The following is a 21,044-nucleotide window of genomic DNA, read 5'->3' on the forward strand; positions in this document are numbered from 1 at the left end:
ATGGCGATATCTATCACTCCTTTTATAATAGAATGCCCCTTTCACTCAGACTTATGCATTAGTGTAAAAGTTCCGTGCAGCGAATGAATTGTCCGTTATCAAGTGCGCTTTGAAAAGTATTTTTCATTTATTTCATCTATAGAAACTGCTCGACTGTATAAATATCCTTGCGCTTTTTGACAATTAGCGTTAAGTAATATTGAAGCTTGTAAATCTTTCTCAACACCTTCCGCGATAACGTCCATGCCGAGATTATGCGCAAGATTTATGATTGTGGTTGCAATCGCTTTATTTTTCTCATCTGATTCAATATCTTGTATAAATGAACGGTCTATTTTAATTGTATCAATCGGATATCGTTTTAAATAACTTAAGGATGAGTAGCCTGTTCCAAAATCATCGATAGAAATCGATACACCAATATTTTTTAGATTGTTCAATGTTTGTATCGTATCCTCCATATTTGCTAATGCGTTTTCCGTAATTTCAACTTCTAACAAAGATGGAGAAATTCCATATGCATCAATTTTCTGCTTCACTTTTTTCGAAAAGTCTTCCATTTTAAGCTCTTTAGGGGATATATTTACCGCGATTCTTGCTTTTCGATAACGTTTGTCTTGCCATTCTTTTAATTGCCGACAAACATTATCCAAAACCCATTCTCCGATGTTATGAATAATACCTGATTTTTCTGCAATCGGAATAAATTGTCCCGGAGAAATGAAACCAAATTTCTTATTATTCCACCGTAATAACGCTTCAAAACTACTGATTTGCCCAGTGCGCAAATCGATTTGTGGCTGATAATAAACTTTTAACTCATTTAATTCAATCGCCCTTCTTAAATAAGATTCCATTACCATTTCATTTAGATAGATTGCATCCATTTCTTTTTCATAAAAACGAAAATGCCCTCTACCGTGATCCTTAACGTACGACAATGCTTGTTCGGATTTGTGGCTAAGATTTCCTAAAGTATCTCCATCTTTCGGGTACATGGAAATTCCGATAGAAACAGAAATAAAATATTCCTGATGCTTGTAATAAAATGGCTTATCAAATTCTCGAAGTAATTTTTCAGCTAATTTTTCTGTATGCTCATTTGTAGTTTTTCGTAACAGGATTATAAATTCATCGCCACCATTACGATATAGTTGACTGTTTTCAGGACAGATGCTTTTTAATCGTTCGCCAATACGTTTTAACATTTCATCCCCGCCGATTTTTCCAATTGAATCATTAATTAATTTAAATCGGTCGAGGCCTAAATGGATAAACGCTAATTTTTCTAGATGTATGCCAATTTCGAAATTCTCACGTAAAGCCCTTCGATTATACAGTCCTGTTAATGGGTCATGATACGATAAAAAGAGAAATTTTTTATGATTATCATGATGTACAGATAAATCACGAACAATTAAATGAATTTCTGTTACAGAACCTTCTACAACAACCGGTAATGTTTTTAAATGTATAGGTAAATGACTTCCATTTTTATGAATAAAATAGATATCTTCCATCTCCATAGAAATGCCTGAGAAGCCATAAGCGAGATTTTCCTTTAATTTCTCTATATGACTGTCTTCAACAAAACTTAGCAACGAAACGCCTTCTAAATCCTTTTGGCGATACCCAAACGCTTTCCATACCGAAATATTTGCTTTCACTATACAACTTATCATTTATCGAAATAATTGGATCTAAATTATGGTCGATGACAGATGTATATTTATGTTCAAATTCAGTTCGCGCTTGTCTTTCTTCAAGTAAATCTTGTAGTATATGTAGTTCCACAATAAAAAATTCACGCTGACAATCCGTTACTTTTCTTTGCATATGAATTTCTAGTAGAACATCCTGTCCGTGATGACACCATTCAACTTGTTTTTTATGTACACGATTCCTTTGAAATAACCCCATTTCATTTTTTATGAACGAACTGAAATCTCCAAAGAAATCATCAACACTCACCTTATCCTCACATAAGAAATACTTTTTCAAGCTTTGATTAGCATAGCAGACTTTAAAAAGGTCCCCATCTTCCTTTTCAATAATTGCCATCATTTTAAATGGATGAGTTTCAATATAATGTTTTAAAACACAATCAAAACTCTGTTCGGGCATATCGTTTCTCATAGTTTCCTCCTACGTGTATTCGTTACTTCTATTCTTCTCTAGGTTGTCTGGTATTATTCAACTAGGATTCGACCATTAGTGACTACTTACTGTTATCGTCGTTTTATAGATTTCACTTTATTTAGGGGTATAATGTTTTAGGCATAAAATGCCAGTCTAGACTCATAACCATAAGTCTTATAAGTCGATATACTTGTATATCGATAATTCAAGTTGATATGATTGAATTGTATGTATGTATTACCTAGTATTTTGTAATTAATAAGGAGGTTTAATGTGAATCATCATACTCAAATTAGACAACTAGCAATTGCTGTATATACCGTGAATCGCCATGCAAAAACAGCGCCGAACAACAAAGAATTATATGATTTAAAAAAGAGGGCACTTCAAAAGCTTTTGCGTACTGGTGAAGCAAAAAAACTAGGCTTACACTTCGTAGATAATCCCAAATTTAGTAAACAACATTCAACTACATTAGTTCAGTGTCTTGATTTTCTCTTCCACATGGTTCCAGAAAAAGAAGATTTTAGAACACTTCCCCATCTCGGCCATCAAAATCACTCTTCACGCAACCCACAAGAACGCATGAGTCTACGTGTAGCTAAAGAATTATTGTACGATTTCATCGGCACGAAACCCAAAAATAATCACTCAAAACAAAGAACACCTAAACCAAAAACGAATAGGAAAATGGCTAACTCGAAAGACTTTCGCTCATCTTATTTAGACGGTTAATCAGTAAGTTTCAGCTAGGACTTACCCCCTGCATTCGCTTAATAAGTCCTAGCTAAACATTATGCGTTAACCTTACCTATAATCATCTCTTCAAATTCCACGAGTAAAACGATCTCGTTGCTTCGTTTAATTACGCCCGATACAGGGAGTTCATCCGCAACGTATACTTCATTTGCAGGTTCAATCTCTCGCTTATTAATTCGATCAATCTGCATCACATCACTGACTTCTAATGCAGCTGTCATTTGTCCAAATTCGACAACAATATATTTATTAGTGGCCATTTCAGTTTCTAACTCAGTCTGGCCTATGATTGTTTTCAAGTCAATCAAAGGAAGTACATCTCCGCGTAATTGAATAATCCCTTTAACAAAATTTGGTGCATGAGGAATTACAGTGACTGGTAAAGGCTCAATAATCTCTCGTACTTGGGATATTCGAATACCGAAATGACTCACTCCAACTCGAAACTCAACAAACTCAAATATATTTTGTACTCCCACTTCTTTTTCAGATAGGTTCATTAGGTCCATTCCTTTCAAATGACTTTAACCGTTTCCTCTCGCCCTATCCTTTATTATCGGTAATGATTTAATTTCATTTAGCTATGACTGATATTTTTCATATAAAACTTGCGTACCTTTATCTCCATAACCTTTAGTAACTAACTCATTATACATACTACGAGCAAGTTTTAGGCCTGGTAACTCGAGTTCCATCATCTCTGCTTCTGAGAGCGCAATATCCATATCCTTTAAAAAGTGTTTGACATAAAATCCCGGTTTAAAATCCCCTTCTAACATGCGTGGCGCTAAATTCGATAAGGACCAGGATCCTGCTGCGCCTGAAGCAATCGAAGATAATACTGTTCGAGGGTCTAGACCCGCTTTTTCCGCATATACGATTGCCTCGCAAACGCCAATCATATTCGTAGCAATCGCAATTTGATTGGCCATTTTTGTATGTTGGCCTGCTCCCGCTACTCCTTGATAGACAATATCTTTACCAAACACTTGTAATATAGGTTGAATTTTTTCGAAAACAATTTCGTCCCCGCCACACATAATCGATAGAATACCATTTTGTGCACCAACATCTCCACCTGAAACTGGTGCATCAATAGAGGACATTTGCATTTCTGTTGCGCGATTCGCAATCATTTTTGCTAATTCAGGACTTGAAGTCGTCATATCAACAACGATTTGCCCTGCCTTTCCACTTTCAAAAATACCATTCTCGCCAAAATAAATGCTTTCAACATCCGCTGGGTAGCCAGCCATTGTAAAGATTACTTCTGCAACGTCAACAGCTTTGCTTGGCGTGTCAGCCCATACAGCCCCTTCAGTTAATAAAGATTCAGCTTTTGACTTTGTTCTCGTATAAATGGTGACATTGTAATCCGCTTTTAATAAATGTCGAACAATGCTTCTTCCCATTACACCTGTACCTATAAAAGCAATATTTTTAACCATCATTACTTCCCCCTTTTATTCACTCTCTTTTCTGTATATTCTACCAGAAAGGATAAACTTTTTCCTTTTTGACATGTGTATCGACCATGTATAAACAACTTTTGCAAAATAACAAAAAAGAGGACGAACTTTTAGTAAGTTCGTCCTTAAAAGGGGGAAATGAGAATGTTGCTGTGTTCAATATTAATGTCCCCCAATTTCCCTAAGCTTAAACATCTTTTTTTAAAAAAATTTATTTTTATTTATTTTTGCAAGGCTAAATTCATTTTAGTATTCGGCATATGCTTCCGTCCTTTGTAAACAACGCGTTCACCGCAATGAATCTTTGTCGCTTTCTAACTCATTTAGGAGTATATCTAGCTTTCTGCTTAAGTCTATCGTCTCTCGTGAAGAAAAACCTTTCTGATTTGCAGTGATAATCATTGCCACTCGCAACTGTTCGATTTCATCCATTAGATTCTGTCTCATACGAACCCCTCCATCGATAAAATGAGGTGTTTATTATTTCATAAAGAACAAAAGAATCCTTCCTACTTCTGATAAATCTAAAATCTTTGTTAATATTGTATCGACTATAATGATTTTACGCAATAGCTGTTTTCGTTTAGAATAATAATTGAATGAAAGTAAGAGATGTTTTATTCGCCTACTCTACAGAAGGAGGAATTGGTATGTTAAAAAAATCATATTTATTTTCAACTTTACTTATTGCAATGCTCATTTTAGCTGCCTGTGGCAATACTGGTGATAACAATGATCCAGATGTTGAAAACGAGACAGGTACAGCACCTAATGAGGAAGTAGAAAAACATGAAGATACCGAAAAACAGGATGAGGATGTTTCAGATGAGCTTGAGAATGACGAAAAGGCTGCTGAAAATGACGAGAACGTGGAAGATTCTGTTGAAAATGAAAAACCACAATCAAACGACTTTTTAACGATAGCAGAACAAGTAGATAGCGATGCACAAGATTTTTCAATGTATATCTTACCTGAATATACACTAACGAGTGAGGAACCAGGGAGAGATTCTTTATACTTAACTGAAGATGGTCAAATCTTTATGAGAATCGAAACATTACCTGCTGATGAAGAAACTTATACGTATCTAAAAGAAAATACAATTACAACGCTAGAAGCGACTAGTAGCGGGAGTACACCAACTGAATTGACAGATGAAAACTTCTTACCGCAAGGCGCTCATATTGAAAATGCCGTTGGATACACAGTGACTACAGCAGAAGGGATTGTAACTGGTATCGTATTTGAACGTAATGACTTGCTCGTTCGTCTAACGATTTTCGATACACAAGAAGGCCTCTATTTCTCTGACTTTTTAAAAATGGGTGAAACGGTCGTAAAAAAATAAAGACAATCTGTTTCATTTAAAGTATAGCACAAAAAGACTGTAGACAATTTTTTGTCCACAGTCTTTTTATTTTCAATTTTTAAGAATGCTAAAATGTTATGTTTGCATCATTACCATTTTCAACAAAAAAACGTAGGCACTCTATGATGAGTTTCCACGTTTTATTTTGATAAGTCTTTGACTGACAATCCGAGTTTTTTTACTAAATGAATCGCTGCTTCTTGCTCTTCAACATTTAAGCCAGCCATTAACTCTTCTATTTTTTTTGCATGCTCAGGAAAGATGGATTCGACCAACGATACCCCTTTATCTGTAATCGATATATACGTGACCCGCTTATCTTCTTCACAAAAAACCCGTCGTAAAAAACCTTTCTCTTCCAATCTATTGACAACATAGGTCATTGAACCACTACGAAGTAAAATTTTTTGCCCGATTTTTTGGATTGGTTGTTGACCTCTATGATGAAGAAGTTCAAGAACCCCAAATTCTGTCGGATTCAGCCCATACTGTTCAATTAGCTTATGAGATTCTTCTAATATTACTTTGCTCGCCCTTGAAAGCACGATAAATAACTTGAGCGCACGCTCTCTATCCTGCGTCATTTTTTCACCTTCTATAAGTCTGTATGTCCTTCATAGTATATCGGATAGAGAACACCCTTGTCAAAATAGCTTATTATTCCTTTTATTTTGTAACTATTTCGTTTTTTTCTCCCTCCGGAATCCTCTTATCTGTTTCAATAATCGGAAACGCAAGGATGAATTTCGTTCCTTTCCCCAATTCACTAGTAACTGAAATGGTTCCCCCATGATCCTCTACAGTTTTTAAAACGAAGGGCAATCCTAGTCCTGTACCCGAAGAACGCGTCGTAAAATAAGGCATGAATATTTGCTTCAAATGATTTTCATCGATGCCCTTTCCCGTATCTTCTATAACAATATTTATTTTATTCTGTCCGGATTTTTTAGTGTATATGGACAAAGTTCCACCTGGTTGCATAGCTTCCAATCCATTTTTCAATAAATTTAGCAGAACTTGTTTTAATTTTCCTTCCTCTCCCAGAAGATAAGGCTCTCCTCCGAAATCAAAATTTTGTACGATCATAATACTTTCCAAAGTTGCTTTTGGATAAATTACACGAATAATATCCGAAAGAAGCGTGTTCACGGAAATATTTTCTTTTTCAAATGATGAAGGTTTCGACAAAAATAACATCTCACTTAATATTAACTCCATCCTTTGAATTTCATCATCTATGACATTTAAATAATTTAACGTCTCCTCACTTGCAGTAGCTTTTAATAATTGAGTAAATCCTTTAAGCGTCGTGATCGGATTTCGAATTTCATGTGCGATACTTGCAGCAAGTTGGCCAACTTCTAATAATGAACCTTTATGTGCCAATTGTTGCTTGAGCATCGTCTTTTCGGTATGATCAGTTATTTTCGTTAAGGTTAGATTCGTCTCGTCATCTTTAAAAGATGCGATTTTGTAATAGCGGATATGTTCCGATGGATGAATATATTGCTGTATCGTTTCAATATGTCCATCTTCTGCTACTTGTTGCTTATACTTCTCTATATTCAGCGTTTTCTCCGAGAATAATTCCAGAACATGATCGATTGTTCCCCCAATAAAATGTTCGTGTGGAACATCAAAAAGTTCATGGGATAACTCATTCATATCTTTAATAATTCCCTCTTGATCACTGATAATAAATAAGCTATCAGATTGTATAAATGAACTTCCCCAATGAATATCCAATCTTTTTTTATTGATTAAAGATAAGTCGAAAAGCATAATCATACTACTAGCTGATTCATCATAAAGAACACTTACTCTCACAGAACATTGGTCTTTTTGCAATTTCATTTGTAAATCAAGAGTCATTCTTTTTTTATCACTTATTTGTGTTAACATGTCGTTCATTGTAAGTAATGATTGATCTGCAATCACATTTTTCATATTACTTTGTTTACCGATTCCAAAACTCTCTATAAATCGATCATTCGCCTGATAAATCGTGCCACTCAGATCGACAACCGCTAATGGTTTATTTACATCTTTTAAGAGAAATTGAATGTCTTCATTTATTTGTGTTTTTTCTAATGTCAACTTCAAACCTCCTACCCCCTTTTTAAAACAATATGAGGAATATTGATAAATCATGCGGAAAGCTCAAATTTGTCCAAGAGATATTCACTTCAGATTATTCCACAGATTACCATTTATGTGTATAGGCCAAAAGAACCCTCAAATATTCATCAGACTCTGAATCTTTACACTCTTTAAAATTATAACAAATTTAGCCGATATTTAAAACCGAAATAACTATATAATACAAAAAAGCCCTAGCAAAATATTTCGCTAGGACCCGATATCCTGATATAAAGGCCAATCATTTATTATATTGTAGAATGTTGTCCACAATCATCCAATGATGACTCTTTCTTTCGGATAATGATAATGCGGTTTTTGGGTTCTTCCTCCTAATGTAAATAAAAATGATATTAATCCAACTCTTCCAATAAACATCAGGACCATGATTATAATTTTTCCGGTTATCGATAGTTCAGATGTAATCCCAAGTGACATGCCACAAGTCCCGAAAGCTGAAGTAATTTCAAATAACAGTGCATGTGCTGGTAACGTAGGCTCGGTAACGAGAAGGACAACAACCGCAATTAACACCATCAGTCCTGCCAAGAGAATAACAGCGTAAGACCTAAAGACATCTACTATTTTTATTTGTCGATGAAAAACATGAATGACTTCTTGTCCACGCGCAAAACTAATGAGAAACAATACAGCAATTGCAAGGGTCGTCGTCCTTATACCGCCCCCCACTGAACTGGGAGACGCACCGATAAACATTAAGCTGCTAATCAAAATGTCCGTTGCGTTACTAAATTGCGTGACATCAAATGTCGTTAACCCCGCAGAACGTGAGGAAACTGAATGGAATAGCGCAGTAAAAACTTTTTCATGCCATGCCATCCCCTTGAACGAATTCATTGATTCTAAAATAAAAATCATTACTGCACCAAATACAAGTAAAAACCCGAATGTTACAGTGGTAATTTTAGTGAATAATGAAAAACGAAAGTTCTTCCTTTTATTTCTTGAAAAATAGTATCTCACTTCTGCTAAAACGGGAAATCCGATGGCTCCTAAAACAATTAGAATCATCGTACAAATTTGAATAAAGTAATCATTGAAATATGGCTGTAACGAGGCATTATCAAGTGAAAAACCAGCATTTGTTGTTGCGGACACAGCCATAAACAAGCCATTAAGGAAAGCCTCACCAAATGTTTCAAAATCATTTAGAATATAAACCGTAAATATAAGGCCGCCGACTAACTCAATCGTAAAAATTAGTTGGACAATTTGACGAATAAGTTGAACGATTCCTGCAAGTTCATACTGATTATGATCCGCCATCATTAACTGACGTTCACGCAATCCGATTCGTTTCTTAATCATTAACCAAAAAAATGTCCCGAGCGACATGACCCCGATTCCACCAAGTTGCAACACAACCATGAGCATTGCAATCCCGAAAGATGTATAGGTATCACCAATACTTATCGGCGTTAGCCCTGTGACGCTTACAGCACTTACAGCCGTAAATACACTGTCAATAAACTTCACTTCTATACCTGGCTTATAAACACCTGGTAAATTAAGGAGAAAGAAGGAGAAAGCAATCGCAAGAAAATAATAAAACACAAGTATTTGCACTGCTGTAAATCTTTTAATTGCTTCCCGTGGATACTTCATTTTTAAACTCCTCCTTCCGCCACCCATTCTTTACCTTACTCGTTTCTTACGAACTTTCCTTACACCACTTAAATATCCTCGCAGTGCAATTCCTACCAATACAATCCAAAATGTCGATTTCCAAAGAGTAGAATGCGGAAATGCTGTATCAATAATCTGAAGCTTTTCATGGGATAAAGTAAGGACAACTAATTTAACGCCTACCCATCCTACAATAAGAAATGCAGCCGTTTCAAGTGTTGGGTATTTTTCCAACAACACAACAAATTGCCTAGCAGCAAATCTCATAATGATAAGACCGACAATCCCACCGAGTAACATCACAGAAAACTGTCCACCATTAATACCACCAATATCGAAATCCCCTAATTCTGGTAGAGTAACTGCAAGTGCAACGGCAGCTAACATAGAATCAAGCGCAAACGCTATATCTGCCAACTCTACTTTCAAAACTGTCATCCAAAAACCTGATTTTTTGCCTTGCTTAACCGTTGCATCATTATGATTATTTTTTCTTTGGTCAATAATATTTTTAATAGATATGAACAATAAATATGCTGCACCGAGTGCTTGAATTTGCCATATATCTACTAAGAAAGTAATCATAAATAACGCGGCAAATCGAAATACAAATGCACCTAATAAACCATAAAACAAAGCTTTTCTTTGTTGAACCTTCGGTAAATGTTTTACCATAACAGCCATGACGACTGCGTTATCTGCTGCGAGTAATCCTTCTAGTATAATCAGGACGACAAGCACCCATGCGTATTCTAATAATATTGCTTCCACTTTCTAATTGATTCCTCCTATGAATTCAAAATAAAAAAGACCCTCACCTAATAAAGGCAAAGGTCTCGCAAAGTCGGAATTCAGTACTGCAAATTTCGGCTATCATAACCGATGGCAAAGCCATGTATTGACGATTATGAAATAGGTTTCCCTAATGCTACTCCCCTTTGACATGCTGTGTCAAAAGTTATTAAGTTATTGGATGCTTTTGCCTATATTATATCATTTTCAGTATAAATGTATATAAAAAATTAATTTATTTTTATATGAAATTCAGGATTCCCCTTATTTTTATTATAGAAAGCAGTCATCGTTGGGATAGATTGTATAAAATCTGCACATTCAATTCCACTAGGGGCCAGCAGCTGTTGAGCAATCGTCGTATCAAATGTAGCGTTCCATGTTAAATAGTCAATTGTCTCTACTTCAACCCCTAACTTTTGCTGTAACTTTGTCGATGACAGGCCTTTTTCAGCTAGAATGCGTGGCACTCTGCCTTTTGGTTTTTTTCCGGTTAGTTCGAATACCATCGCTCGGTAAACATCTTCAATCAAATGGGGAGCTGGATCTGTTAAATGAATGGTTTTCCCCAATGCTTCGTGAATTTTTGATAGATAGACGGTTGCATTAATAATATAGTCAATCGGCACAACGTTTATGCACGCCTCTGTTTTTCCTACATAAGGAATCAATGGTAACCACTTTAAACGATCAATCATATTCATAAAAAAGTATGGACCGTCAAATTTGATTGTTTCTCCCGTTACCGAATGCCCCCTCACGATTCCAGGACGAATAACTGTTAAAGGGATATGTGCTTTAAGGGACTCAACTAACAATTCTGCTTCAAACTTCGTTTCCTCATAATGATTTTTAAATGCAATCGGACGGATTAACTCCGTCTCCAATAATACCCCTTCCCGCTTCCCAGCCACATAAGCCGTACTAAAATACAGATACCGCTCGATTGAAGGATGATTTTGGATGAACTCATTCACATTCTTCGTCCCATCCACATTTACTTTCCAAGCAATTTCTGCTTTTACAGCAAGATCATAGATGGCAGCAAGATGCCAAACAGTTAGATGTTCTGTGTTCAATCGATGAACGATAGACTGTTTGATATTCAGATTAGGTTTAGATATATCCCCTTCTATCAATTCAAATGGCACGTAAATTTGTACTTCTTTCATAATTGATTTGATTTTTGATTTTGCAAGTAAAACTTGCTCTTCTTGAACCAATAAATAAATCTTCACGACTTCTTCTTGACGTAATAATTCTTTAATTAATTCAGAGGCAATAAAACCAGGAAATCCAGTGAAAAAATGTATTCTCATATTGTCCCTCCTCTTCGCAACGAAAAGATGCATTACCCATCCTCACATAGAATATTAAAACTATTTTAATTATAGCCGTAAACAAGAAAAAGTAGAAGACGAGATTTTGCTAATCTCATCCTCTACTTTTAAAAATGCATCCAATTTATTTTCAGACTTATTGCGGTGAAGTTTTTATTGGCACTGAATCACGATTGGCCTTGCACGTTCTTTTTTCTCGTTTCTTTATCAAATAAACTATACATGACGGGAACGACATAGAGCGTTAATAATGTTGAACTGATTAATCCACCAATAACCGCAATCCCCATCGGCTGGTTCATCTCTGTTCCCTCTCCAATGCCTAAAGCAAGCGGCAATAAACCAAGAATCGTTGTGAGGGCAGTCATTAAAATTGGACGCACACGATTTCGAACGGACACGATAATCGCATCATACGAAGATACCCCTTTTTCTTTTTGTTGATTGATATAATCAACTAAAACGATTCCGTTGTTCACGACAATCCCGACAAGCACTAAAACACCAATAATTGCCGTCACACTAATCGGCGTATTTGTAGCAAATAAACCGAGGGCTACCCCGATGACCATTAAAGGAACAGAAAAGATAATGACAAATGGATACTTAAATGATTCAAACTGTGCAGCCATCACAATATAAACAAGAATCACAGCTAGTATAAGGGCTAGCATCATATCATAGACAGCACTTTCAAAAAGCTCCCGATCACCACCGAAAGAGACGTCAATTTCCTTTGGTAAGTCAATTCTCTCGATGATCTCGTTCACCTTTTTGGTCATTTGTCCTAATGATTCTGTTGAAACGTATTTTACATCGAATGTCACCGAATGGGCTTGATCGACTCGTTGAATCGCAACTGGACCATCTGTAATACTGATGTTGGCAACTGAATCGAGCGTTACAAATTCACCTGTTTGCGTGCGTAATTTTAGTTTTTTCAACTGTTCAATACTATTTCTATCTCGTTCATCATATTGAACAAATACATCGATCACTTCATCCTTCTCACCAATAATTTGCGTGGCTAATTGCCCCCTTGTGATATGGTTAATTGATTGGGCAATTTGATAAGGAGCGAGGCCTTGTTCTTCAGCTTTCACTCTGTTCACATCAATTTTTATTTCTTCAACTGTATTTTGAATTGTATTCGATACTTCTTGTACGGTATTTAATGCTTCAAGCTCTTCATTCAATTCAATAACCGCATCATGTAAACGTTCTTCATCTATATCTTTGAGCGAAAAGGAGAGCACATTCGGAGATGAACCTGAAGCTGTTTGTAAATTAAAACTTACTTCAGCATCGTCAAGAATGGCATCCAAGACTTTCGGTTGAACAGCATCTACAAATTCGAAGATTGAACGATTACGATCCGCCAGCGGAAGTAACTTTACATACACTTCTCCCCTTGCGGCATTTGAAGTCCCTTGCGCTAACCCCTCTTGTGTACCGCCTACTAAACTCACATAGACTTCCACATCATCTTGTTTTTTCAATTCAGCTTCAATTTTTTTCATCACTTCATCAGTAGCTGATGGTGATGAACCATTTGGAAGTTTCACGGCAACACTAACGAACCCTTCATCTGTTGCCGGTAAAAACTCCGTACCCACTTTATTTAAACCTAGACCGCTTAAAACAAGCATCACAACTGTAATACTTAAGACAATCAATCGATGGCGTAGCGCCCATTTCACTGAACGTGTAAACCTATTTAATGGTTTAGAACGACGGCGTCTCGCTTCAATATTTATTTTCGGTGCTTTTAACATATGCCCCGCCATCATGGGCACAACCGTCAATGCGACAATGAGCGAAGCAAATAAACTAAACGATATCGTCAGCGCAAACTCCGTAAAAATTTCACCGATGAGCCCACTTATAAAGATAACGGGTACAAAAACAGCGAGCGTTGTTAATGTCGATGCAGTAATCGCTCCACCTACTTCTTTTGCCCCTTCATACGCTGCTAGTTTTGGCTTCTTTCCCATCGCTAAATGGCGCTCTATATTTTCAATCACGACAATTGCGTTATCTACTAACATTCCAATCCCTAGCGCTAGTGCACCTAGCGTCATAATATTAAGTGAAAAATCCGCAAAGAACATCATGACAAATGTAACAATCACCGAATAGGGGATTGCAATTCCGATGATAATTGGACTTTTAATTCCTTTTAAGAAAAAGAACAATACCAGCATTGCAAAGATGCCACCTAATAGGAGTGTTTGGCCGATATTTCCAATCGCCAATTGAATATAATCACCTTGGTCAAACAAAATATCTGCAGCGACATCTTTAAACGCCTCTGTTGCAAGTAAGTCTTCCAGCGCATCTTTAAAAGCCGTAGACACATCCGCCGTGTTTGCACCTGATTCCTGCAACACAGACATTAAAACAGCCTGCTCCTCATTTGCACGGGTAATCGTAGAAGATGTTGCTTCTTTTAACGTAACTTTTCCTATATCTTGAATGTAAACTTTTTCCCCATTGAGAGGATTGGTCCTAATTGGTAGTTTTTTAATATCATCCACCGAAGTTAACATACTGACAATCCGTGTTGTCAATTGTTTTTTATCACCTGTTTCAATGGGTTCCCCGGGCATTGACACATGATTCGCTTGAATGACTTGTACAATGTCTTCCTGCACAAGGCCGTATTCTTCTAATTTTTTCTCATTGAGTGTAATTTGAACTTCCTCTATCAATTCACCCGAAACCGTTACACTTGCTACGCCTTCCGTCCGCCGTAACTCTTGTTCTAAGGATTCAGCTAACGTTCGGATATCCACTTGCTCTGTCTCGGCACGTAAAGATAGCTGAATCACGGGAAATTGTGAGGGGTCAAACTTCATAAATCGCGGTGCATTTGCTCCATCTGGAACAGGCACATGATCGATACGTTGCATCACATCCATTTGGATATCATCAATTTTAGTCGACCAGTCGAACATGAGAAAAATAAAATTTGAACCTTCTTGTGAAGATGACTGCATCGTTTTTAAACCTGGTGAGGTTGATAAACTCTTCTCTAATGGTTTTGTCAGCTTCTCATTTACTTCTATCGGAGAAGCCCCTGGATAACTTGTTACAACGACCGCAACAGGCGGGTTTAATTCTGGGATTAATGTCATTGGTATACGGAAAAATGAAACCGCCCCAAGTATAATGACTAAGAACATCGTTACAATTGTAAATACTGGCCTTTTAATTGAAAAGTCACTAATTTTCATTGATATGTCCTTTCTACGATCACTTTCTTTCATCATAATGAATGTCACACGTTTGTTCAACCAAGATATTCCATTACGTTACTGAATTGAAGGAAGCATCGTCTTTTACTCTTGAAATTAAAAACCTAACGACATAAAGGCAAAGGTGTCGTTAGGTTTCTTTTTATAATAAACTATACAATTCAATCTCAGGATTTCTATCGTGGAACCAGCGCATCGCGAAGTCATTTTCAAATAAAAATACCAATTTGTCATAACGATCCTTCACAAGCATTGCACGTTGCCCAGCCATCGATTCTTTCACATCTGCCTCGTTATGAATCCAACGCGCTACTTTTGACCCGATATTCTCCATCTGTACTTCAACGTTATATTCGTTTTTCATCCGATGTTCAAACACTTCAAATTGTAACTGCCCTACTGCTCCTAAAAGCAATTCTTCAGTATGGAGTGTTCGATAATATTGGATAGCGCCTTCCTGAACTAATTGCAAAATACCTTTATGGAAATGCTTAGATTTCATGACGTTCTTGGCTGTGACCCGAACGAACAGTTCCGGAGTAAATTGTGGAAGCGCAGCGAATGAAAAGGATGACTTTCCACCAATGACCGTATCCCCAATTTGATAATTACCTGTATCATGAAGTCCGATAATATCGCCTGCAACCGCTTCGTTTACTGTTTCCCTGTCATCTGCAAGAAATTGTGTCGTTTGGGTTAATTTAAACGAGCGAGAAAGTCTTGGTACCGTAACGGTCATCCCCCGGTTAAAAGCGCCTGAAACGATACGCACAAAGGCAATTCTATCGCGGTGTGCAGGGTTCATATTCGCTTGTATTTTAAAGATAAAACCTGAAAACTCTTCTTCATGTGGATTTATTGCTTCTTCCTCTGTTGTTAAACGAGCTTGTGGGCGCGGTGCAAACTGTAAAAAGGTTTCTAAAAATGTTTGGACACCAAAATTCGTTAATGCACTCCCAAAAAATACAGGTGTTAATTCACCTTTGGCAACACGCTCTTCAGAGAACTCATTCCCCGCTTCATTCAAGAGCATGATATCTTCTAACGCTTGGTCGTAATAAGAACTATCCATCATTGGATGAGTATCCGCAAGCTCACCGTCTTCATTTAATGCCAAGAAACGGTCTTCTCCTTCAACTCGCGCCTGCTCGATTCGATTGTTAAAACGATCGTAAATGCCGAGGAATTCTTTCCCCATGCCAATTGGCCAATTCATCGCATACGATTCAATCCCTAATACTTCTTCTAATTCTTCCATTAAATCGAGTGGCTCTTTCCCTTGTCTATCCATCTTATTAATGAACGTAAAGATTGGAATGCCCCGCATACGACAAACTTTAAATAATTTGATTGTCTGTGGTTCGACACCTCTTGCTACGTCAATCATCATCACTGCCGCATCAACAGCCATTAACGTTCTATACGTATCTTCACTGAAATCTTCGTGCCCAGGTGTATCTAAAATATTTACTTTTTTCCCGTCATAGTCAAATTGCATCACGGAAGACGTCACAGAAATTCCTCTTTGCTTCTCAATTTCCATCCAGTCAGAAGTAGCGTACTTACCAGTTTTTCTTCCTTTTACCGTACCCGCATCACGGATTGCGCCACCAAAGTACAATAGTTTTTCAGTAATTGTCGTTTTTCCCGCGTCTGGATGCGAGATAATCGCAAAAGTTCGACGTGCATTAATTTCATCTGTTATAGAATGTTCCATAATTTCTCTCCTCTTTTTCCATGCTTAATGTGTTCAAACAGAAAAAGAACTATCTGTCTTGCCGAAAACAGCTTAGCAATCGAGATAGCTCTTTCCTAATTAATTAATTTTTTTCACTCTAAATTTTTTCTCCGCCGCTTCAAGTGCAATGTCGGCATCTGAATGTGGATACTTTTCACGTCCAATAATTTGAAAGTCTTCATGGCCTTTTCCAGCGAATATAATGATATCATCTTCTTCTGCTACAGACACAGCATGTTGAACAGCTTCTACCCGATCGCCGATACAAGCATATTGTTGATGCGTCATTCCCGCCTCAAGTTCAGATAAAATCGTTTCATATGGTTCATTACGTGGATCATCTGTCGTTAACACAACGTAATCCGCAGCAGAGGCTTCTTTGGCCATAATTGGGCGCTTCACTCTATCACGATTTCCACCTGTCCCGATTAGGAATATGATTTTATTTTTCTTATAAGGTACGACCGCCTCAATCGCCTTTTGAATCGCGTCAGCAGTGTGTGCATAGTCGACATACATCGTAAGCGGCAAGTCTGTCTCCACTTTTTCCATGCGACCTGCAATCGGCTCAATTTCACTTAAATAATTGACGATGCTTTCTGTTTTCATCCCTTTTGCGTACAATGCCGCCGTAGCTGCAAGCGCGTTTGCTACACTAAATTCGCCAATTAATTTCATCTGAACATGATATTCACCGTCAGGCGTTACGAGCGTGAAACTCGTTTGATTGGCTTCTAACTGAATATCTTTCGCATGAAAATGTCCTTTATTGTGTACGCCATATGTGAGAATTGGATGACTTGTTTTTTCAATAAATTTCTCATACCAAGGGTCATCGATATTCACAATGGCATATTTTCTTTGCGAAAGGTCTTGTCCCAATTGAGCAAACAATAACCCTTTCGCATCCCCGTAATTGTCCATCGTTCCGTGAAAATCAAGATGATCATGCGTTAAATTTGTAAAGACCACAATATCAAATTCAGTACCTGCCAACCGACCTTCGACTAGACCATGTGATGAAACCTCCATCGTCATTGTTTGACAGCCTTCATTCGCAGCTTGTGCAATCATAGACTGTGTGGCGAGTACATTCCCTGTTGTATTTTCCGTTTCATAAAGCGTTCCATTTAAATTAAATCCGATTGTTCCGGAAGCTGCAGATTTTTCATGTGCCGCTTGTAAAATTGATTGGATAATGCCACTTACACTCGTTTTTCCATTCGTTCCCGTCACACCAATCATCGTCATTTTTTTCGATGGATAATTAAAATATCTCGGTGCCAATAGACCAAGTGCACGTGAGGTATTTTCAACAGTCACAACTGCAACTTTTTCTAAATCTACAGGTATCGGCTTCGAAGCCACGATGACACGTGCCCCGTTATCAATCGCTTGTTGAACATATTGATGTCCATCCACTGTAAAACCTTCAATACAAACAAAAACGCCACCGGGTTGGACCGCTCTAGAATCCACCTCCAAATCTGTCACCGTTTCAGGTAGTGCGCCTTCCACATGTTTTATAGGTAGTATCGAAAATAAACTTTTCGTATCCATCAAAATCCTCCGTTCAATCCTACATATTCGATTTCACATTTTATACGACCTTGCTTTTAATTTCCTTTACTATTGCTCTAAGCTTGTCTATATGGGTAGTTTATTATAAACGAGAATGCGAATTGTTTTACCTTCTCTCGTAGCAATATTCATCCGATGTATAGCCAGAAGGATTAGGTATTTCTATCAGTGTTCTAAAGAAATCCACTGTTTTTTCTTTTTTAAATAAATTCGTCATCCAAATTCTCCTCTTTTCCCCGTACCTTAAATTATACAATGATTATCCTTTTAGAAAAAGGTAAAAGAAACGAAGTGAAGCAAAAAACGATTCGTTTGTACTAAAAAACTCCAATTGTTTTTAGCATTTAACAAATGGAGTGTAGTATTCTTCATCGAATGAACGGTTTAATGAGTTTTAATTTATTTTTATAAGGTGGGAATGCTAGTCTCATAGGAACTTTTGTAGGTCTTTGCAGCATCGATTTTGCATGCGTGAATAATTCAAAGCTTGCTTTACCATGATAAGCATTCATCCCTGATGCACCGACACCGCCGAAAGGTAAATGGATATTGCCAACATGGGAAATCGTATCATTAATACATCCACCACCGAATGGCAAGTTTTCAACAAAATAATTTGCTGCTCGTTCGTTTTCTGTAAACATATAGGCAGCTAATGACTTCGGTTGTTGTCGAATGCGATGCATGGCTTCACCCAAATTATCATATTCAATGATGGGAAGTACAGGTCCGAAAATTTCTTCTTCCATAGATGGACTTCCCCAATGTACATTCGATAATAATGTTGGCGCAACAAAAAGTTTTGTACGTTCATATTGTCCACCATAAACAATATGAGCGGACTCTTTCTCAATAATCTCTGTAATTCGATTGAAATGTTTTTCATTAATGATACGACCATAGTCCGGACTATCTATCGGGTTCTTACTAAAAAACTTTTGAATGACACGAATCATTCGTTTGGTCAATGCTTCCTTTACACTTTTATGCACGAGTAAATAATCAGGCGCCACACATGTTTGACCGGTATTTATAAATTTCCCCCAAACAATACGTTCAGCTGCATGATCAAGGTTTGCGGTTTGGTCCACAATAACAGGACTTTTCCCACCTAATTCTAATGTGATGGGGGTTAACCTTTCCGCAGCAGCTTTCATTACGATTTTTCCTACCGTAGTACTTCCTGTAAAGAAAATATAATCGAACGGAGCATGGATTAAAGCAGATATTTCTTCACGCTCACCTTCTACTACGCGTATATAATGAGGTGGGAAAACTTCTTCAATTATGTCGCCAATCACCTGACACGTATGCATCGTCATTTCTGAAGGCTTAACCATGGCACAATTTCCACCAACAATTGCGCCAATTAATGGCTCTATGACAAGTTGAAATGGATAATTAAATGGTCCAATGATGAGCACAACCCCGTAAGGTTCACGTACGATAAAACTTTTTGCTGGCTGTAAATGCATAGGCGTTTTCACTTTTTGCGGTTTAACCCAATCATCAATTGATTTCAGCATAAATGAAATACTCGAAAGAACAAAACCTATTTCAGTCGCATACGCTTCAAAAGAACTTTTTCCTAAATCTTTATGAAGTGCCTGTGTAATCGCATCTTCACGATCAAGGATTGCATCGTATAACCTCTTTAACATTCGTTTTCTAAATTCAACACTTTTTGTCTTACCTGAAAAATAAAAGTCCTGCTGTGTTTGAATCATTGATTGCATATCATCTGCAGTAAAGTTCAATTGATTCCCTCCGTTTCTTTTCTAGTTTATATGGTAGACAGAATACTAGGCAAATACAAACCAAAGCTCACGATATACAACTGCTTTCATTGTTAATTCAAAAGTAGATTGTTTAGCCTTTGGATTTCGAGCCCACCTTCAAACTTGACCAGATTTACAATTTCGCTATTCAGTTGTAGAACCACATTCTTCGACAAGATCTCAACAAGTTCGAAAGAAGTCAATATTTCTAAAGGACTGTTTTTTCATCTTACTAAGTTCCGACCAATTGCACAGTTTTAAATCATTATTCGTTCCACATACTATATTTGTCAGATTTTCTTCCTGACCACTTTCAAAGGGTAGCTAAGGCGCTTGTATTAGCTAGCATTACGTTTGACGGATAGGTTGCATCAAACATTCTGCACATAAGTTGAAGAGTATGAGGGAATACTTCTTATAAAGCAGCCTTGTTCTCGAGAACAAACCCAAGGATTTTATTGCCAAGGATGCGTCTAATCTTGTAGTTGTGGAGTCAATTCTCAATCGTATGCGAGTGGCTTCTCGCAAAGCACATTTTATCCAAGCATGGGATGCTGGCGTTACCCGATATAGCCCTAGGCGAAAAGAACTCTCATATGAGGTTGCAGCATGTAACCCCTATTTATTCTCCATTTCTGTAAGTCGAACATCGTTTTATCAAATAATCAATGGTTTTTGCATTTTCATTTTGTTGAAGTTGTTGTGATTCTTAACGAACAAGTGCAAATGTAGTATAAGTTTGTTCCTTTTTAATCTAATCAATCAAGAAAGAGAAAAAAGTAGGCCTTCCGATTCGATTTACCCTTTCACGGTTTTTATTATATCACCTAGGGGTAAAGAGTGTTTAAATCACTATAAACCAATGAGGAGGAAATACAATGACAACTACTGAAGCATGGTGGGAAGAAATATTCGAAGGAGACCTTGCCCTTGGAATTAACAAAGAGAGACTTGCTGAACTTGATGAAGAGAATTTCCTCTATTTTAAAGAGGACGAATCCGACGATGATGAATTGCATTCTTGACTAATATTTT

General features: G+C 37.2%; 17 protein-coding genes. 3 read left to right on the forward strand and 14 right to left on the reverse strand.

Annotated features, from left to right (window positions below; translation table 11 throughout):
• Nucleotides 1–98: 98 nt before the first annotated feature.
• Both AB1H92_RS10670 and AB1H92_RS10675 read right to left on the reverse strand, forming a co-directional pair.
• Entirely contained in the window at nt 99–1,682 is a 1,584-nt protein-coding gene (locus AB1H92_RS10670) for an EAL domain-containing protein (protein ID WP_115360312.1), read from the reverse strand.
• The gene (locus AB1H92_RS10675; RefSeq protein ID WP_115360311.1) at nt 1,585–2,136 is read right to left on the reverse strand and encodes a hypothetical protein; all 552 of its coding nucleotides are present in this window, start codon (nt 2,134–2,136) and stop codon (nt 1,585–1,587) included. The genes AB1H92_RS10670 and AB1H92_RS10675 overlap by 98 nt, the downstream gene beginning before the upstream one ends.
• Nucleotides 2,137–2,412: 276 nt before the next feature.
• Here AB1H92_RS10675 and AB1H92_RS10680 point away from each other — a divergent pair, with 276 nt between their 5' ends.
• Nucleotides 2,413–2,874, forward strand: coding sequence for a YkyB family protein (locus AB1H92_RS10680; protein WP_243835601.1), 462 nt, complete (start codon nt 2,413–2,415; stop codon nt 2,872–2,874).
• Nucleotides 2,875–2,933: 59 nt separating this feature from the next.
• Here the strand turns inward: AB1H92_RS10680 and AB1H92_RS10685 are convergent, their stop codons facing one another.
• The 3 genes from AB1H92_RS10685 to AB1H92_RS10695 all read right to left on the reverse strand — a co-directional run bounded on the left by AB1H92_RS10685 (nt 2,934) and on the right by AB1H92_RS10695 (nt 4,814).
• Nucleotides 2,934–3,398, reverse strand: coding sequence for a chemotaxis protein CheW (locus AB1H92_RS10685; RefSeq protein ID WP_166739532.1), 465 nt, complete (start codon nt 3,396–3,398; stop codon nt 2,934–2,936).
• An 81-nt stretch (nt 3,399–3,479) separates the two neighbouring features.
• A complete protein-coding gene (locus AB1H92_RS10690) occupies nt 3,480–4,349 on the reverse strand; it encodes an NAD(P)-dependent oxidoreductase (RefSeq protein WP_115360308.1) in 870 nt (289 codons plus the stop codon).
• 306 nt (nt 4,350–4,655) lie between these two features.
• Nucleotides 4,656–4,814 carry an aspartyl-phosphate phosphatase Spo0E family protein gene (locus AB1H92_RS10695; RefSeq protein WP_115360307.1) on the reverse strand — a complete coding sequence of 53 codons (159 nt, stop codon included), beginning with the start codon at nt 4,812–4,814 and terminating at the stop codon, nt 4,656–4,658.
• A 203-nt stretch (nt 4,815–5,017) separates the two neighbouring features.
• Here AB1H92_RS10695 and AB1H92_RS10700 point away from each other — a divergent pair, with 203 nt between their 5' ends.
• Entirely contained in the window at nt 5,018–5,716 is a 699-nt protein-coding gene (locus AB1H92_RS10700) for a hypothetical protein (RefSeq protein WP_115360306.1), read from the forward strand.
• Nucleotides 5,717–5,877: 161 nt separating this feature from the next.
• Here the strand turns inward: AB1H92_RS10700 and AB1H92_RS10705 are convergent, their stop codons facing one another.
• The 9 genes from AB1H92_RS10705 to AB1H92_RS10745 form a co-directional block, all read right to left on the reverse strand.
• Nucleotides 5,878–6,321, reverse strand: a complete 444-nt coding sequence (locus AB1H92_RS10705) for a MarR family winged helix-turn-helix transcriptional regulator (RefSeq protein ID WP_115360305.1) — start codon at nt 6,319–6,321, stop codon at nt 5,878–5,880.
• A gap of 82 nt (nt 6,322–6,403) precedes the next feature.
• Entirely contained in the window at nt 6,404–7,834 is a 1,431-nt protein-coding gene (locus AB1H92_RS10710) for an ATP-binding protein (RefSeq protein WP_166739533.1), read from the reverse strand.
• A gap of 315 nt (nt 7,835–8,149) precedes the next feature.
• Complete coding sequence (locus tag AB1H92_RS10715; protein ID WP_115360303.1) at nt 8,150–9,502, reverse strand: TrkH family potassium uptake protein; 1,353 nt, start codon at nt 9,500–9,502, stop codon at nt 8,150–8,152.
• Between the two features lie 30 nt (nt 9,503–9,532).
• A complete protein-coding gene (locus AB1H92_RS10720; RefSeq protein ID WP_115360302.1) occupies nt 9,533–10,294 on the reverse strand; it encodes a TerC family protein in 762 nt (253 codons plus the stop codon).
• A 251-nt stretch (nt 10,295–10,545) separates the two neighbouring features.
• Nucleotides 10,546–11,634 (reverse strand): SDR family oxidoreductase, encoded by a 1,089-nt coding sequence (locus AB1H92_RS10725; RefSeq protein ID WP_115360301.1) that lies wholly within the window; start codon nt 11,632–11,634, stop codon nt 10,546–10,548.
• Nucleotides 11,635–11,822: 188 nt separating this feature from the next.
• Entirely contained in the window at nt 11,823–14,891 is a 3,069-nt protein-coding gene (locus AB1H92_RS10730) for an efflux RND transporter permease subunit (RefSeq protein WP_115364043.1), read from the reverse strand.
• Between the two features lie 163 nt (nt 14,892–15,054).
• Nucleotides 15,055–16,629 (reverse strand): peptide chain release factor 3, encoded by a 1,575-nt coding sequence (locus AB1H92_RS10735; RefSeq protein ID WP_115360300.1) that lies wholly within the window; start codon nt 16,627–16,629, stop codon nt 15,055–15,057.
• Nucleotides 16,630–16,728: 99 nt separating this feature from the next.
• Nucleotides 16,729–18,210 carry a UDP-N-acetylmuramoyl-L-alanyl-D-glutamate--2,6-diaminopimelate ligase gene (locus tag AB1H92_RS10740; RefSeq protein ID WP_115360299.1) on the reverse strand — a complete coding sequence of 494 codons (1,482 nt, stop codon included), beginning with the start codon at nt 18,208–18,210 and terminating at the stop codon, nt 16,729–16,731.
• 389 nt (nt 18,211–18,599) lie between these two features.
• Nucleotides 18,600–19,988: an aldehyde dehydrogenase gene (locus AB1H92_RS10745; RefSeq protein WP_115360298.1), complete on the reverse strand. Its 1,389-nt coding sequence runs from the start codon at nt 19,986–19,988 to the stop codon at nt 18,600–18,602.
• 899 nt (nt 19,989–20,887) lie between these two features.
• Here AB1H92_RS10745 and AB1H92_RS10750 point away from each other — a divergent pair.
• Nucleotides 20,888–21,034 (forward strand): hypothetical protein, encoded by a 147-nt coding sequence (locus AB1H92_RS10750; RefSeq protein WP_166739534.1) that lies wholly within the window; start codon nt 20,888–20,890, stop codon nt 21,032–21,034.
• The last annotated feature ends 10 nt before the right edge of the window (nt 21,035–21,044 follow it).

Origin of the sequence: Sporosarcina pasteurii (assembly GCF_041295575.1) — a bacterium.
Classification (GTDB): Bacteria; Bacillota; Bacilli; order Bacillales_A; family Planococcaceae; genus Sporosarcina; species Sporosarcina pasteurii.

Coding starts and splice junctions, on each gene's coding strand:
- AB1H92_RS10670 (WP_115360312.1), bottom strand. CDS start 1,682: ATGATAAGTTGTATAGTGAAAGCAAATATTTCGGTATGGAAAGCGTTT.
- AB1H92_RS10675 (WP_115360311.1), bottom strand. CDS start 2,136: ATGAGAAACGATATGCCCGAACAGAGTTTTGATTGTGTTTTAAAACAT.
- AB1H92_RS10685 (WP_166739532.1), bottom strand. CDS start 3,398: ATGAACCTATCTGAAAAAGAAGTGGGAGTACAAAATATATTTGAGTTT.
- AB1H92_RS10690 (WP_115360308.1), bottom strand. CDS start 4,349: ATGATGGTTAAAAATATTGCTTTTATAGGTACAGGTGTAATGGGAAGA.
- AB1H92_RS10695 (WP_115360307.1), bottom strand. CDS start 4,814: ATGAGACAGAATCTAATGGATGAAATCGAACAGTTGCGAGTGGCAATG.
- AB1H92_RS10700 (WP_115360306.1), top strand. CDS start 5,018: ATGTTAAAAAAATCATATTTATTTTCAACTTTACTTATTGCAATGCTC.
- AB1H92_RS10705 (WP_115360305.1), bottom strand. CDS start 6,321: ATGACGCAGGATAGAGAGCGTGCGCTCAAGTTATTTATCGTGCTTTCA.
- AB1H92_RS10715 (WP_115360303.1), bottom strand. CDS start 9,502: ATGAAGTATCCACGGGAAGCAATTAAAAGATTTACAGCAGTGCAAATA.
- AB1H92_RS10725 (WP_115360301.1), bottom strand. CDS start 11,634: ATGAGAATACATTTTTTCACTGGATTTCCTGGTTTTATTGCCTCTGAA.
- AB1H92_RS10730 (WP_115364043.1), bottom strand. CDS start 14,891: ATGAAAATTAGTGACTTTTCAATTAAAAGGCCAGTATTTACAATTGTA.
- AB1H92_RS10735 (WP_115360300.1), bottom strand. CDS start 16,629: ATGGAACATTCTATAACAGATGAAATTAATGCACGTCGAACTTTTGCG.
- AB1H92_RS10740 (WP_115360299.1), bottom strand. CDS start 18,210: ATGGATACGAAAAGTTTATTTTCGATACTACCTATAAAACATGTGGAA.
- AB1H92_RS10750 (WP_166739534.1), top strand. CDS start 20,888: ATGACAACTACTGAAGCATGGTGGGAAGAAATATTCGAAGGAGACCTT.